This window comes from Rugamonas rivuli (assembly GCF_009380165.1).
Classification (GTDB): Bacteria; Pseudomonadota; Gammaproteobacteria; order Burkholderiales; family Burkholderiaceae_D; genus Rugamonas; species Rugamonas rivuli.
In genome coordinates, this window is record NZ_WHUF01000001.1 from 208,567 (window position 1) to 223,486 (window position 14,920).

Below are 14,920 nucleotides of genomic sequence, written 5' to 3' on the forward strand. Positions count from 1 at the left end.
AGCATCGGCAAAAATCGGGGTCAACGCGGGCGGAAAAACGGCGGGCAGTTTAACGGCTTTTAGTAAACACGGCCCGCCGTGGCGCTTACTTGTCGAGCGCCTTGAAGCGCACGGCCGCGCCGCCGCCCGGCGCCAGCCACAGCGCCAGCATGTCCTCGCGGCCGACTTCGCGGGTTTCGATGACGATGTCGTAGGGGTTGGTATCCCAGTGGGCCTTGGCGCCGTCGCGGTAGATCTGCGCCAGATAGCGCTTGGACGGCGCCAGGAAGTCCAGCTTGAGGTTGAGCGTGCGCGCGGTCTCGTTGCTGAGCGCGCCGAGGAACCAGTCGGCGCCGCCGCGCTGCTGGCGCGCCATGGCGACGTACTGGCCCACTTCGCCGGCGATGGCGCGGCTTTGCTCCCAGTCGGTCGGCACGTCGACGATGAACTGGAAGGCGTCGCGTCGCGCTTCGTAGTTTTCCGGCAGGTCGGCCGCCATGTGGATGGGGCTGTACAGCACCACATACAGCGACAGCTCCTTGGCCAGCGTCGAGCGCACGCGGTTCTCGGAGGTCTCTCCGTTGGGCTTCAGGTTGAAGATGCCCGGCGTGTAGTCGAACGGCCCGGACAGCATGCGCGTGAACGGCAGGATGGCGGTGTGCTCGGGCGGATTGGGCGGGAAGCCCCAGGCGTTGTATTCCTGGCCGCGCGCGCCTTCACGGGTGATCCAGTTCGGATAGGTGCGGCGCAGGCCGGTGTCCTTGATCGGCTCGTGGGTGTCGATGCTGATGTGGCGCTTGGCCGCCTGCTCGACCGAGCGCAGGTATTCGCCGGCCATGTACTGGCCGTCGTGCCATTCGTAGCGCACGCGGCCTTGCTCGTCGATGCGTTTGATTTTGGCGTTGTCGGCCACGTAGCCGGTCTTCACCTGCGTTACTCCGTTGTCGCGGTAGTAGTCGTAGGCGGCGTCCATCTGGCTGGCGTAGTGGCTGACCGCGCCCGAGGTTTCGTGGTGGCCGATCAGCTGCACGCCGGTCTTCTTGCCATAGGCGGCGATGGCTTTCATGTCGAAGTCGGGATAGGGCTGGGTGAACTTGAACAGGTCGCCGTTGTCGGGCCATTCGCCGTCCCAGCCCACGTTCCAGCCTTCGACCAGCACGCCGGCGAAGCCGTACTTGGCGGCGAAGTCCATATAGCGTTTGGTTTCGGCGGTGGTGGCGCCGTGTTTGTCGCCGGACGACCAGGTCTTCTGCCACAGGTGCATGGCCCACCAGATGCCGACGTACTTGCCCGGCTTGACCCAGGAGACGTCGCCCAGCTTGTTGGGTTCGTTCAGGTTCAGGATCAGGTCGGAGTTCAGCAGCGAGGGCGCGTCCGGGGCGATCTGCACGGTGCGCCATGGCGATTTGAAGTCGGTGCGGGTCTTGACTTTGATGCCGTCGTACCACGGCGTCAGGTCGGCCTTGAAGACGCCGTCGCGCTGCTGCGCCAGCGTCATCGACGCGTAGTCGGTCAGCGCCGCTTCGTGGATGCTCAGGTGTACGCCGGAGGCCAGGCGCATGGTGAACGGCGTCTCGACGTGCACGGCTTCGCGCAGCGAGGTGTTGCGGTACAGGTATTCCAGGCTGCGCCAGGCGCGGGCAGGGATCCACCAGGCGCGCGTGGCGTCCACTTCGGGCAGCACGAACTCGCTGGATTCGTCGACGATCTCGACCTGGTCCATGCCGGGCTGCTTGGGCACCTCGTAGCGGAAGCCGATGCCGTCGTCGAACACGCGGAAGCGTACGGTGAAGCGGCCGGTGGCGCTACTGCCGGCGTTGCCGCTGCCGCCGAAGTCCACGCGCAGCTCGTTGTGCTTGTCGCGCACCAGCTTGCGTTCGCCCCAGGGCTGGGTCCATTGCGTGTCGGCCGAGGCGGGCGCGCTGGCGACGATGCGGTAACCGTCGCCAAACGCGGCCTGGTCCTTGAACACCAGGCCCAGGCGCGAGTTGGCGATGACTTCCTTGCCTCGGTAGCTGACCTTGTAGCTTGGGTGGGCGCGGTTGTCGCTGACGGTGACGACGACGGCGCCGTCGGGGGATTGCACGCTCAGGTCGGCGGCGCCGGCAAGCGGCGCTATCAGGGCGAGCAGCAGAACGGTACGGGTATGCATGGAGGCGGCTCCAGGTGATCGGTAGTGAAAAGGGCCGCGCCGGGCAGGCGCGGCCTGGTGCTTACAGCGCTTGCCTACAGCAGTTGCCGGATCGCGGCCAGCGACGGCGGGGTGGCGCCGTGGCCCTGGCAGGCGGCCGCGCCGGCGGCCACCGCGAAGCGCAGGTGTTCCTCGGGCGTGTCCAGCGGCTTGCGCATCAGACTGTACAGCAAACCGGCGATGCTGGCGTCGCCGGCGCCGACGGTGTCGGCCACCGTGACCGGCACGGCCGGCGCGCTCCAGCGCTGCGCGCCGATGTGCAGCTCGGCGCCGGCCTCGCCCCGGGTGTAGAGGCAGATCGCTTCGGGATTCCAGCTGCGCAGCGTGGCCAGCGCGGCATCGACATCGAAGGTGCGGAACAGGCCCGCCAGATCTTCGTCGGACACCTTGATGACGTCGGCCAGCCCGGCCATGCGGCGCAAGGTGCTGTCATAGCCGGCGTCCATCAGCTTGCGGAAGTTGGGGTCGTAGCTGATGCGTACCCCGGCGTCCTTGAGCGTCTGCGCCAGCGCCACCAGCTTGCCGGCCAGCGGCTCGCGGGCCAGGCTGATGCCGCCGAAATGCACCCAGCGCGCCTGGCCCATCCAGCCGGCCGGCAGCTGCGCCGGATCGAAGTGCAGGTCGGCGCTGTCACTGCCGATGAAGAAGTAGCTGGGCGGCGAGCGCCGGTGCACCACCGCCAGCAGCGGCGCCTTGGGCAGGCGCTGGAGGAAGCGCAAGTCCAGCCGCGCTTCCGTGCTGGCCTGCCACAGCGCCTCGCCGAAGACGTCGGTGCTGATGGCGCCAGCGAAGGCGGTCGGCACGTCCAGGCCGGCCATCACGCGCGCCACGTTCCAGCCGGAGCCGCCAACCTGGCTGGTCCAATGCTGGCCGCGATCCTCGTCGACGATCATGTCGGTGAGCGCCTCGCCGGCCACCACAAAGCTCGGCAGTGCGGCATCAACCATGCTCGTTGCCGAATACGTTCAGCACTTCGTAGCAGGCGCCCATGGTGTGGTAGTCGGTCTTGCCGGCCGGGCTCTTGTAGATGCAGATCTTGCTGTTGTCGGCCGCCAGGATGCGGTACCAGGCGCCGTGCTTGTGGTCGACGAAGTGCTGCCAGCTGTAGTCCCACAGGCGCTGGTACCAGTCCCAGTAGACAGCGTCGCCGCTGCGGTGCGCAAGCAGGGCGGCGGCGGCCAGCGATTCGGCCTGCACCCAGAAATACTTGTCGCCGTCGCAGATCGAGCCGTCCGGCGCGAAGCCGTAGTACAGGCCGCCGTGTTCGGCGTCCCAGGCGCTGCCGACGGCGGCGTCGAACAGCGCGCGGGCGCGTTCCAGCAGCCATTCCGGCGAGCGCGCCAGGTGGGCCTGGTGGCGTTCGAGGATCAGCAGCAGCTTGCACCATTCGGTCAGGTGGCCCGGCTGGTAGCCCCACGGACGGAAGATGTTGTTGCGGTTGTCCTTGTTGTAGTCGGCGTCGACCGACCAGTCGGCGCGGTAGTGTTCCCAGATCAGGCCGCCGGACAGGGCAGCCTGGCGCACCGTGATGTTGTGCGCCAGCGTCTCGGCGCGCAACAGGTAAGGGCGGTGGCCGGTGGCCTCGAAGGCGGCGATCAGCGCCTCGCAGGCGTGCATATTGGCGTTCTGGCCGCGGTAGGGCGCCAGTTCCGACCAGTCGCCGCTGGCTTCGTCGGCGTACAGGCCGTGACCCTCGTCCCAGAAGCGCTGCTCCATCAGCGCGAAGGTCTCGGCGATGTAGTCGTTGGCCTCGCTCACGCCGGCCATGCTGGCATGGGCGTAGGCCAGCAGCACGAAGGCCAGGCCGTAGCAGTGGTTGGTGGCGTCGGTGATCAGCTTGTCGGTGCCGTTCCAGCACAGTTCCCAGGCGTAGCCGCCGGTCTGCGGGTTGCGGTGCACGTCGCGCAGGAAGGCGATGCCGTGGCGTACGCGCTGCTGGTACTCCGGCAGGCCGAAGTGGCGATAGGCCATCGCATGGTTGAAGATGAAGCGCGTGCTGCTGACCAGATGGCGGGTGTGGCGGTCGTAGACCGTGCCGTCGTCCTGGTAGAAGTGATAGAAGCCGCCGCTCGGGTCGACGCAGCGGGGATCGTAGAAGGCCATCGTGTGGCGCACATGCGCCAGCAGTACATCGCGGGAGAGGAAATTCGGGGCCATTATCGCTTGTGGTTAGTTTGCGGGGAGGGTCCTGGTAGACCGTGGCGCGATTTAATCACAGCGAAAAACGCCGCAGAGGGGGAATCTTTCGCGGACGGCTCAGTTTATCGCGTTTCACTAAACACGCTGCTGTTCGCCCCGCGCGCGACGCCACGCTTGTTTAGTGAATCTCGCGAAACTGGCGCTCCCGCCGAGGCAGTGTTTGACCTGGCCGCGGCGGCCATGGAAAATTCGTGGCGCCGGCTGGACAGGCGACAGAACAACAAGACCACGGAGATCGAAACATGGAACATATTTCAGGACTGGGCGTCGCCCAGCGCGGCGACACGCAGGGCGGCAGCAACACTGCGCCCTTGATGATCGTGACACTGCTGTTTTTCCTGTGGGGGCTGCTGACGTCGCTAAACGACGTGCTGATTCCCCACCTCAAGGCGGTGTATTCGCTGAACTATGTGCAGGCGATGCTGGTGCAGTTCTGCTTCTTCGGCGCGTATTTCATCGTCTCGCTGCCGGCCGGCATGCTGATCAAGCGGCTGGGCTACCAGAACGGCGCGGTGGCCGGTTTAGTGATCGCCGCCATGGGCTGCGCGCTGTTCTACCCGGCGTCGACGGGCGGCTACGGCATGTTCCTGTTCGCCTTCTTCGTGCTGGCGGCCGGCATTACGGTGCTTCAGGTGGCGGCTAATCCCTACGTCACGGTGCTGGGCGATCCGGCCACGGCGTCGAGCCGCTTGAGCCTGACGCAGGCGTTCAATTCGCTTGGCACGGCCATCGCGCCTACGCTGGGCGGCTTGCTGATCCTGTCGGGCGGGGTGCTGACCGAGGTGCAGTTCGCGCAACTGCCTAGCGTTGAGCAAGTGGCTTACCAGGCCCAGCAGGCCGGTTCGGTGCGCGGCCCGTATCTGGCGCTGTGCGCGGCCTTGCTGATGCTGGCGGTGCTGTTCGCGCTGGTGCGTTTGCCGAAGATCGCTTATGCCGACACCGCTGCGCAGGATGAGGCGCCGGGCGCGCCGTTGAAGGCGTCGCTGTTCTCGTATCGCCATTTGGTGCTGGGCGCGATTGGCATCTTCGTGTATGTCGGCGCCGAGGTGAGCATAGGCAGCTTCCTGATCAATTTCCTCGGCGAGGCCGACGTGGCCGGCCTGGCGCCTAGCGCCGCCGCGCACTACGTCAGCTACTACTGGGGCGGCGCCATGGCGGGCCGCTTTATAGGCTTCGCCGTGATGCGCTACATCAGCCCGGGCAAGACGCTAGCTTTCAATGCCGCCGTTTCCATCGCGCTGATCTTGCTGGCCATCCTGAGCAAGGGCCATGTGGCGATGTGGGCCATCATCGCGGTGGGCGTGTTCAATTCGGTCATGTTCCCGACCATCTTCAGCATGGCGCTTAACGGCCTGGGCCGGTTCACCGGTCAGGGTTCGGGCGTGCTGTGCATGGCCATCGTCGGCGGCGCCATCGTGCCGTTCGTGCAGGGTTATGTGGCCGATGTGGCCGGGCTGTACACCTCGTTCCTGGTGCCGGCCGTTTGCTACTGCTACATCGTGTACTTTGGCGTCAAGTACGCCGCCATGTACCGCAACGCGCCGGCCGCCTAAGCCCCCGTCATTCCCGCGCAGGCGGGAATCCATACGGCCTCGGCGAGCATGCGGCGTATGGGTTCCCGCTTTCGCGGGAACGACGGTTACCGGCTCAGCGTTTCCTTGCCGGCATCGCCGCGCCGGCCAGCGGAGCGGGTACGCCTGCCGCGCCGAACAGCGCTTCGACCATCGGATCGCGGCGCACCGTCAGCTTGCTGGCGCGCAGCGGGTAACAGGTGTCGTCGATCAGACGGTGGACACGGCTGCCTTCGCGGCTGATCGTGATGCTCAGGGTAGGACCGTTGTAAAAGTCCTCTGCCATAGACTCCATGCTTTTTCTCCTGGAATGGATGTGGGTATTGTGGCCGGACGCCGGCCGGCGGCGCAATCGGCAATAAGGACTAGGCGTAGCCCCGCCTTATGCCGCCACCAGACTGTCCGATGTGAGTAGCGCGCGCCGTAGCCGAGGCGCGGCGCTTGTCGGCTGTCCCGCCGCCGCCACGGCCGCCGTCACCGCCTGGATATGGCGCCGGGCCTGGCTCGCGCAGCCGCAGTACAGCGCGGTGTAGGTCTGGTAGGCCGCCATCGCTTGCCATGTGGCCGGCAGCAGCTCTTGTGGCAACAGCGGATCGCTGCGGCGGCAGTGCTGGTAGCCGTGGCTGACCAGCAGCCGTATCAAGAAAGCCTGCTCATCGCTGATGGCCCCATGCTGCGCCAGCAGCTTGGACAAGGGCTGGAAGCGTTGCTGGAACTGTCGGTACAACTCATCGGCTGCTTCCAGGTCGCAATCGCTGCGGCCGAACAGCGGCTGGCGCATCGCCGCCGCCAGTTGCGCGCCGCCGACATCGAACAACGCCAAACCATGCTCTTCCGACGCCGGCATGTCGCGTTCGACGCCGGCCCTGGCCCCAGCCCGGTAAGCCGTCGGCCGCGCCAGCAGGTTGGGCGCGAGCTGGCAGTAATCCAGTGTCAGCAGACGCTTGCGCACCGCGCCGTAGCGCGCCGCGCTGATGCCGCCGCTGTTGACCAATATGGTCCAATCCTCGCCGAAGCTGCGGGCCGGCGGAATGTCCAACCGCTGGCGCGCCGCCGCGACGGCCGCCGCCGTGGCCGGAGCCAGCATGCACAGGCTGCGCCTGCCGTGCCGCTCGACCCGCACCGCCTGATGCGCGGCCAAGCGGAACAAGGCCGTGCGTATCGCCCGCTCCTGGAAGCCCAGCGGCTCCAGCAGCGCGATGGCGCTGCCCAGCCACTGGCTGTTCTGCCCGAACAACCGGGCTTCGCTGAACATCAGGATCAGCATGGTGTTCAGGCGTGGCCTGGCTTGTTGCAGACAGGCGTCGAGATAACTGGTGGTGCTCATGTTGTTGCGCTTACAGAAAAGGATGGAGCGGGCGCTGCGCGCAGTCGCCAGTACAGGCGTGCCGCGCCGGCCAGGTTGAACCACAGCCACAAGCAGGACGCGCACATCAGCGCTGCCGCCGGCCGCGCCAGCGTGTCCGGCTGCCAGCAGGCGGCCGCCAGCGACAGCAGGGCCAGCACATGGATCCAGAACTGATGGCGAGCGCGGTGCTCGGGAATGATCTTGGTAATGCTGGGCAGCTTGCAGCGCGGGTCCGGCGCCGCCTCGCGCAGGTGGTACCAGGCCAGGAAGGGCACGATCTTGTACAACATGCCCTGCACGGCGGACTGCGCGAAGCCGGCCACCAGCAGCACGCCCACCAGCAGGGGCCGCACATTGGAAGCCTCGCTTTGCGGCCACAGCCACACGGCCAGCGCGGCCAGCAGGCAGGCCATGGCGGTGCGCCAGTACAGCGTGGTGGGATCGGCCTTGGGCCGCTTGCGGCGCGCCAGCAGGTACAGCGTGCAGCCGCCGAACAGGCCGTAGCCCGCCGCCAGCAGCACCTGGCTGGCCAGATGGAACAACTGGCCCGGTCCGGCCAGCCCGCTCGACAGCGATACCGCCGTCAGCAGCAGGAACAGCGCCGTGGTGTAGCCGCCGGTGAGCAGCGTCGGATAGGACGGCGTCACCATGAACATCGGCACCACCTGGAAGGCGATCGCGATCACCAGCAGGCCGACCCAACCCTGCAAGCCCCACATGGCGTGCAGGTCGGTCAAGCGCTCCAGCGGCCAACTGGCCGCGCCGGGCCAGGCGAAGGCGCCGGCCAGCATGCCGCCCAACACCATCGTCACCACCAGCGCCGCCAGTGCCAGCCGGATGCCGGCCATCACCGCGCCGGCGCCGGGCGCGTGCGGACGCCACATGCCGACCGTGCATGCGCCCAGGAACAGCAGCAGCGCGCCCAGCAGCGCCGCCATCGCGCAGCGGAACAGCAGCGGCTGCTCCAGCCAGAAGGCGGCCGCCAGCAGCAGCGTGCCCACGCACAAGCCCGCGTGCACGAGCGCGCCCACAGTGCGCGAGCGCGGCACGGCGATGCCGCCGACCACCGGCAGTATCTGCAACAGCGCGCCCACCATCGTCATGCTGAGGCAGCCGAGCACCATCAGGTGCGTCAGCGCCAGCGTTTGCGGCGACCAGCGGCTCAGCAGCGCAGCCGGACCCTGCCACGCCAGCAGTGCCGCCGCCAGCGCCGCGAACAGCGGGGCGCTGAGGAAGTAGCGCATCGGCAGCGATAGCGGCGGATTGTGTTCGAACGACAGCGCGCGCTGCGGGGCGTCGGCGGCTTTCATGCGGAGGCGGCGTCCGGCACCAGCCAGATCAGCACTTCGTAGCGCTGGTCGGCCTGCGGCGTGGTGCGGTGCTGGTAGCCGTAGCGTTGCAGCACGCGGTAGAGCGGGATGGGATCGCGGTCAATCAGCACGCGCAGGCGCTCGTCCGGGCCCAGCGTGTCGATCGCTTCGAGGATGCGCACCATAGGCTCGGGCGGCTCCATGCCGCCCACATCCAGCAGGTGGGTGCTGCCCAGGTGTTCGGCCGGCGTGTTCATGCGGGGCTCCCGGCTTCGGACTCGGCCAGTGCCAGGCCTTCCATGCTGGCGACGATGGCTTCAGCCTGGCCTTCCAGCACGCGGTCGGCGTGCGGATACAGGATGCCTTCCTCTTTCAGATTGTGCTGGCGCATCAGCACGCGCAGCGTGTCGGCGTGGTCGAAGAAGGCGTCGCTGTCGCGGCGCATGATGGCCGCGCGCATGTGGGCCAGCTCGGTGCGCAGGTGGCCGTGTTCGGCGCGCATGACGGCGGTGGGGCCGTAGGCATTGCCCATGGCGCGGTCCAGGCAGGGGAACAGGATGCGCTCTTCCTTGTCCAGGTGGCGCTCGAACATCTGCAAAAACAGCGTGAAGCGGGGCGCGGCGGCGGTCCAGTCGCGGCGGGCGATATCGGCCTCGGCCAAGGTGTACTGATCGTCGCAGCGGCGATGATCCTGATCGAGATAGTGGGCGATCGTATGCATGCTGTTGTCCTTCGTTATGTGCTGGTAGGCATTGTCCCACCCGCTGAAGCGGAATTTCTTTGATTCACATCAAGGATTTCCGGGTTGACGGCGGGATACAGTTCGTTCGCCGTTTGGCCATGATTTTTTTACCCGTGCCTCAACCCCCACATGAATCGAACCGACTCTCCCGTATCCACCCCCACGCGGCCCATTGAACTGGTGTGTCCCGCCGGCAGTCTGCCGGCGTTGAAGGCCGCCGTCGATCTCGGCGCCGATTGCGTCTACCTGGGCTTCCGCGACGCCACCAATGCGCGCAATTTCGCCGGCCTCAACTTCGACGATGCCGCCATCGCGGCCGGCATCGCCTACGCGCACGAGCGCGGCCGCAAAGTGCTGCTGGCCCTGAACACCTATCCGCAACCCGACACCAGCGCGCTGTGGCGCAGCGCAATCGACCGCGCCGCCGCCGCCGGCGTCGACGCCGTCATCCTGGCCGATCCCGGCTTGATGCAATATGCCTGCGATCATCACCCGTCGCTGCGCCTGCATCTGTCGGTGCAAGGCTCGGCTACCAACGCCGAGGCGATCAATTTTTACCAGCGCCACTTCGGCATCGCCCGCGCTGTGCTGCCACGGGTGCTGTCGCTGGCGCAGGTCGAGCATGTCGTGAAGAACACCGATGTCGAGATCGAAGTGTTCGGCTTCGGCAGCCTGTGCGTGATGGTCGAGGGCCGCTGCGCGCTGTCGTCCTACGTGACCGGCGAATCGCCCAACACCCACGGCGTCTGCTCGCCGGCCAAGGCGGTGCGCTGGCAGCAGAACGCCAACGGCCTGGAGTCGCGCCTGAACGGCGTGATGATCGACCGCTACACGCCTCAGGAAAACGCCAGCTATCCGACGCTGTGCAAAGGCCGCTTCGAAGTCGAGGATGAAACCTATTACGCGGTCGAGGAACCGACCAGCCTCAACACATTGGAACTGCTGCCGCAGCTGCTGGAGATGGGCGTGCGGGCGGTCAAGATCGAAGGACGCCAGCGCAGTCCGGCCTATGTGTCGCAGGTGACGCGGGTGTGGCGCGAGGCGCTCGACCAGTGCATGGGCAACGCCGCGCGCTACTCGGTCAAGCCGGGCTGGATGTCCGAACTGAACACCCTGGCGGAGGGGCAGCAGCACACGCTGGGCGCCTATCACCGCTCGTGGAAATGAAACCTGGAGTCACCATGATGAAACTTGCATTGGGTCCGCTGCTCTACTATTGGCCGCGTGCCGAAGTGATGGCGTTTTATGAAGAGATGGCCGCAACGCCGGTCGACATCGTCTACCTGGGCGAAACGGTGTGCTCGCGCCGCCACGAACTGCGCGCCGCCGACTGGCTTGAACTGGCGGCCATGCTGGAGGCGCGCGGCAAGCAGGTGCTGCTGTCCTCGCTCGCGCTGATCGAATCGAGCGCCGACTTCGGCGCCCAGCGCCGGCTGGCGGGCAACGGCCGCTACCGGGTCGAGGCCAACGACATGGGCGCGGTGCAGCTGTTGTCGGGGCAGGGCGGCTTTGTCGCCGGCCCGCATCTGAACATCTACAACCCGCCGACGCTGTCGCTGCTGCACGGGCTGGGTGCGCAGCGCTGGGTCATGCCGCTGGAGATGGGGCGCAGCGGGCTGCGGCATATGCAGGCGCAGCGCCCGGAAGGCATGGAGACGGAGGTGTTTGCCTTCGGTCGCATGCCGCTGGCGTTCTCGGCGCGCTGCTTCACCGCGCGCAACCGCAACCTGCCCAAGGACGATTGCCGCTTCAGCTGCATCGAGCATCCCGACGGCCTGATGATGCGCACCAAGGAGAAGCAGGAATTCCTGGTGTTGAACGGCATCCAGAGCCAGTCCGCGCTGGTGTACAACCTGATCGCCGAGATGGGCGAGATGAGCGCGATGGGTGTCGATGTTGTGAGGCTGAGCCCGCAGTCGCAGCATATGCCGCAGATCATCGCGGCCTTCGATGCTGCGCGTGGCGGCTCCTCGCAGGCCACGCCGACGGCGCAGGCCATGGAAGCGCTGTTGCCGGCTGCCGCCTGTAACGGCTATTGGTACGGCCAGCCCGGACTCGACTATCACCTGGAGCGCGCAGCATGAATCCCGTCACCACTCATCAATCGGGCGGCGCGGCGCGGCCGCTGCCTGCGGCGCTGGCGGCGTTCGGCCGTTTGCTGCCGGCCTATCCCGGTGCGTTCCTGTGCGTGGCCGCGCTGAACCTGGTGCTGCGTCCGCAGTTGCCGGACGATGTGCGCGCCAGCCTGCAGGGCAAGCATATGCGCGTGTGCGTCACCGATGGCGGCGTGGCCTTCGACTTTACGTGGCGCGGCCAGGGCTTCGCGCCGCTGCGCTCGGCGGGTGAGCCGGACCTGGAAATCGGCGCTTGCACGCGTGACTTCATCGCCTTGGCCCGGCGCGAGCAAGATCCGGACACGCTGTTCTTCTCGCGCCGCTTGTCGATGCAGGGGGATACGGAATTGGGATTGCTGGTCAAGAATACGCTGGACGCGATCGCGTTGCCATTGACGGAACTGGGCAAGCAGGCCTTGACCCGCTTGCTAGACAGCTTGCCGGGCCGCCGCGCCCGCGCCTAACACCCGGCGTGCATGGACGTGCGCTGCGCCCTAGTGGTTGCGGCGCACGCTGAAGCGGGCGAACAGCGGTTCGATGCGCGCCAGCAGCTCGTCGCCCGGATAGCCGGCGACGGCGCTGGTCAGCAGCGCCTGGTCCTGGCAGCCGGTGGCGCGGAATTCCTGCAACACATAGTTGTCGACGCCCAGTTCGGATAGCGTCTGCGCCAGCGCCGTCAGCTGCGCCGGCGGCAGCTGGGCCGGATGGACGGTGGTGCGGCATTCGTAGTCGACACCGCTGGCCAGCACGGCGGCGATGCTGTCGCGCACAGGATCGCCGCTGCCGGCAACGCCGGTGACGGCGGCGTAGTGGGCGAAGGGCGCTTTCACGTCCAGCCCCACCCAATCGAGCAGCGGCAGCAGGCCGGCCAGGCGCTCAGGATAGATGCCCGCCGTTTCCAGTCCGATCTTGAAGCCCAGCGCCCGCACCTGGCCGATGGCGCTTGCGAGCGCCGGGTCCATCGTGGCCTCGCCGCCGCAGAACACCACCGCGTCAAGCAAGCCCACGCGCCGTTCCAGCGCCGACAGTATGTCAGCCCACGGCAGCGGGCTGGCGTTCGTGCGAGGCTGCAAGTGCGGGTTGTGGCAGTAGCCGCAACGCCACGGACAACCCTGCACGAACACCACGGCCGACAGCAGGCCGGGATATTCGGTGGCGCTGAACGGCGTGTAGCCGCCTACCTTGAGGCTGGCCTGGCCCATGTCAGCGGCCCGCGTTGACAGCGGCTTCGCTGAAGAATTTACGTTCATGGAACTCGCCCTGCTTGCCGATGTTGAAGGAGGCGAGCGGACGGTGGTAGCCCATCACGCGGGTCCAGATTTCGCATGGCTGGCGTTCAGCGTTGTCGAGTTCGGCGATGGTGGTTTGCGGCAGATTGTTCATGATAGTCCTTGGTTGGGTTTAAAAAGTTCAGGCATTGACGGCTTGTTTGCGGGCCAGCAGTTCGGCGTCGCATTTCGGGCAGTAGGCGTGGCTGCCGTTCAGGTAGCCGTGCTTGGGGCAGATCGAGAAGGTCGGCGTGACCGTGATGTAGGGCAGGCTGAAGCGGCTCAGCGCGCGCCGCACCAGCGAGCGGCAGGCGTCCGCGCTCGACAGCGCCTCGGTCATGTACAGGTGCAGCACCGTGCCGCCGGTGTACTTGCGCTGCAAGGCATCCTGCTGCTCCAGCGCTTCGAACGGATCGTCGGTGTAGCCGACCGGCAGCTGCGAGGAGTTGGTGTAGTAGGGCATGTCCGCCGTGCCGGCCTGGCGGATGGCTGGATAGCGCTTGCGGTCTTCCTTGGCGAAGCGGTAGGTCGTGCCTTCGGCCGGGGTGGCTTCCAGGTTGTACATATGGCCGGTTTCGGCCTGGAATTCGACCATGCGGGCGCGCACATGGTCGAGCAGGCGCAGCGCCAGTGCGCGGCCCCAGTCGCTGGTGATGTCGCGGTCGCCGCGCATATCGAAATTACGCACCATCTCGTTGATGCCGTTCACGCCCAGCGTGGAGAAGTGGTTGCGCAGCGTGCCCAGATAGCGCTTGGTGTACGGGAACAGGCCGTTGTCCATATGGCGCTGGATCACCTTGCGCTTGATCTCCAGGCTGTCGCGGCCCAGTTCCAGCAGGCGGTCCAGCGCGGCCAGCAGGCCGTCCTCGTCGCCGCGGTGCAGATAGCCGAGGCGCGCGCAGTTGATGGTGACCACGCCCAGCGAGCCGGTCTGCTCGGCCGAGCCGAACAGGCCATTGCCGCGCTTGAGCAGCTCGCGCAGGTCCAGCTGAAGGCGGCAGCACATCGACCGTATCATGTTCGGCTTGAGCTCGGAGTTGATGAAGTTCTGGAAGTAGGGCAGGCCGTAGCGGGCCGTCATCTCGAACAGGCGTTCGGCGTTGGGGCTGTCCCAGTCGAAGTCCTCGGTGATGTTGTAGGTCGGGATGGGGAAGGTGAAGGCGCGGCCTTTGGCGTCGCCGGTCATCATGATCTCGATGTAGGCACGGTTGATCATGTCCATCTCGGTTTGCAGCGCGCCGTAGGCGAACGGCATTTCCTCGCCGGCGATGCAGGGGATTTGTTCGCGCAAGTCGTCCGGGCAGACCCAGTCGAAGGTCAGGTTGGTGAACGGCGTCTGCGTGCCCCAGCGCGACGGCACGTTGAGGTTGTAGATCAGCTCCTGCATGTACTGCTTGACCTCGTTGTAGCCGAGCCTGTCCTTGCGCACGAAGGGCGCCATGTAGGTGTCGAAAGAGCTGAAGGCCTGGGCGCCGGCCCATTCGTTCTGCAGGGTGCCGAGGAAGTTGACGATCTGGCCGATGGCGCTGGACATATGGCGCGGCGGGCTCGATTCCACCTTGCCCGGCACGCCGTTCAGGCCTTCGTTGAGCAGGGTGCGCAGCGACCAGCCGGCGCAATAGCCGGCCAGCATGTCGAGGTCGTGGATGTGCAGGTCGGCCTCGCGGTGGGCGCGGCCGACTTCGGGCGGGTAGACGTGGTTGAGCCAGTAGTTGGCGATGACCTTGCCCGACACGTTGAGGATCAGCCCGCCCAGCGAGTAGCCCTGGTTGGCGTTGGCGTTGACGCGCCAGTCCTGGCGGTCGAGGTATTCGTTGATCGAAGCGGCGACGTCAACCAGCGCGTGGCGGTCCTGGCGCAGCGTGGCGTGCTGTTCGCGGTAGACCACGTAGCGGCGCAGGGTGTGGCGGTAATCGGCGTCGTAGAGCACGCGTTCGACGGTGTCCTGTATCAGCTCGACGGTCATGTGGTCCTGCGGGCGCAGCGATGACAGGTGGAGCAGCGCGCACTCGGCCAGGTGGCGGGCTTCGGGCAGGTCGAACTCGCCGCTGGCGCGGCCGGCCTTCAACAGCGCGGCCTCGATCTTCGCCAGCGAAAAGGCCTGCTCGCTGCCGTCGCGTTTGGTGATCTGCGTATGAAACAATCCTTGCATGATTTTTCCTTGGTCCCATATCTAGTTGGTTTAAGAAGGTTATGCA

The 14,920-nt window shown here is 66.6% G+C and carries 13 protein-coding genes and 1 pseudogene; 4 read left to right on the forward strand and 10 right to left on the reverse strand.

Annotation, left to right across the window (positions count from 1 at the left end; all coding sequences use genetic code 11):
- Positions 1-85 precede the first annotated feature (85 nt).
- From GEV01_RS00960 to GEV01_RS00970, 3 genes are all read right to left on the reverse strand, one after another.
- Complete coding sequence (locus tag GEV01_RS00960; RefSeq protein WP_152800838.1) at positions 86-2,131, reverse strand: glycoside hydrolase family 97 protein; 2,046 nt, start codon at positions 2,129-2,131, stop codon at positions 86-88.
- A 74-nt stretch (positions 2,132-2,205) separates the two neighbouring features.
- Positions 2,206-3,117, reverse strand: a complete 912-nt coding sequence (locus GEV01_RS00965; RefSeq protein WP_152800840.1) for a carbohydrate kinase family protein — start codon at positions 3,115-3,117, stop codon at positions 2,206-2,208.
- Positions 3,110-4,327, reverse strand: a complete 1,218-nt coding sequence (locus GEV01_RS00970) for an AGE family epimerase/isomerase (protein WP_152800842.1) — start codon at positions 4,325-4,327, stop codon at positions 3,110-3,112. Before GEV01_RS00970 ends, GEV01_RS00965 begins: the two co-directional genes overlap by 8 nt.
- 284 nt (positions 4,328-4,611) lie before the next feature.
- Here GEV01_RS00970 and GEV01_RS00975 point away from each other — a divergent pair, with 284 nt between their 5' ends.
- Positions 4,612-5,922 (forward strand): sugar MFS transporter, encoded by a 1,311-nt coding sequence (locus GEV01_RS00975; RefSeq protein ID WP_152800844.1) that lies wholly within the window; start codon positions 4,612-4,614, stop codon positions 5,920-5,922.
- 94 nt (positions 5,923-6,016) lie between these two features.
- On the opposite strand, the gene GEV01_RS00980 is transcribed toward GEV01_RS00975, so the two are convergent.
- The 5 genes from GEV01_RS00980 to GEV01_RS01000 all read right to left on the reverse strand — a co-directional run bounded on the left by GEV01_RS00980 (position 6,017) and on the right by GEV01_RS01000 (position 9,319).
- Complete coding sequence (locus tag GEV01_RS00980; protein ID WP_152800846.1) at positions 6,017-6,235, reverse strand: hypothetical protein; 219 nt, start codon at positions 6,233-6,235, stop codon at positions 6,017-6,019.
- A gap of 87 nt (positions 6,236-6,322) precedes the next feature.
- Entirely contained in the window at positions 6,323-7,267 is a 945-nt protein-coding gene (locus GEV01_RS00985) for a PaaX family transcriptional regulator C-terminal domain-containing protein (RefSeq protein WP_152800847.1), read from the reverse strand.
- Positions 7,264-8,598 carry a permease gene (locus tag GEV01_RS00990; RefSeq protein ID WP_152800849.1) on the reverse strand — a complete coding sequence of 445 codons (1,335 nt, stop codon included), beginning with the start codon at positions 8,596-8,598 and terminating at the stop codon, positions 7,264-7,266. The genes GEV01_RS00985 and GEV01_RS00990 overlap by 4 nt, the downstream gene beginning before the upstream one ends.
- Entirely contained in the window at positions 8,595-8,855 is a 261-nt protein-coding gene (locus tag GEV01_RS00995; RefSeq protein WP_152800851.1) for a DUF2249 domain-containing protein, read from the reverse strand. The genes GEV01_RS00990 and GEV01_RS00995 overlap by 4 nt, the downstream gene beginning before the upstream one ends.
- Positions 8,852-9,319, reverse strand: a complete 468-nt coding sequence (locus GEV01_RS01000) for a hemerythrin domain-containing protein (protein ID WP_152800854.1) — start codon at positions 9,317-9,319, stop codon at positions 8,852-8,854. The genes GEV01_RS00995 and GEV01_RS01000 overlap by 4 nt, the downstream gene beginning before the upstream one ends.
- 150 nt (positions 9,320-9,469) lie before the next feature.
- On the opposite strand from GEV01_RS01000, the gene ubiU reads away from it, so the two are divergent.
- Genes ubiU through ubiT form a run of 3 tightly spaced genes read left to right on the forward strand, consistent with a single transcriptional unit; the run spans position 9,470 to position 11,918 of the window.
- A complete protein-coding gene (gene ubiU, locus GEV01_RS01005) occupies positions 9,470-10,507 on the forward strand; it encodes a ubiquinone anaerobic biosynthesis protein UbiU (RefSeq protein WP_152800856.1) in 1,038 nt (345 codons plus the stop codon).
- A 14-nt stretch (positions 10,508-10,521) separates the two neighbouring features.
- Positions 10,522-11,424, forward strand: a complete 903-nt coding sequence (gene ubiV, locus GEV01_RS01010) for a ubiquinone anaerobic biosynthesis protein UbiV (RefSeq protein ID WP_152800858.1) — start codon at positions 10,522-10,524, stop codon at positions 11,422-11,424.
- Complete coding sequence (ubiT, locus tag GEV01_RS01015) at positions 11,421-11,918, forward strand: ubiquinone anaerobic biosynthesis accessory factor UbiT (protein ID WP_152800860.1); 498 nt, start codon at positions 11,421-11,423, stop codon at positions 11,916-11,918. The genes ubiV and ubiT overlap by 4 nt, the downstream gene beginning before the upstream one ends.
- 30 nt (positions 11,919-11,948) lie before the next feature.
- On the opposite strand, the gene GEV01_RS01020 is transcribed toward ubiT, so the two are convergent.
- Positions 11,949-12,656 carry an anaerobic ribonucleoside-triphosphate reductase activating protein gene (locus GEV01_RS01020; protein WP_152800863.1) on the reverse strand — a complete coding sequence of 236 codons (708 nt, stop codon included), beginning with the start codon at positions 12,654-12,656 and terminating at the stop codon, positions 11,949-11,951.
- A 1-nt stretch (position 12,657) separates the two neighbouring features.
- Positions 12,658-14,874: pseudogene (locus tag GEV01_RS01030) on the reverse strand (ribonucleoside triphosphate reductase).
- Positions 14,875-14,920 lie beyond the last annotated feature (46 nt).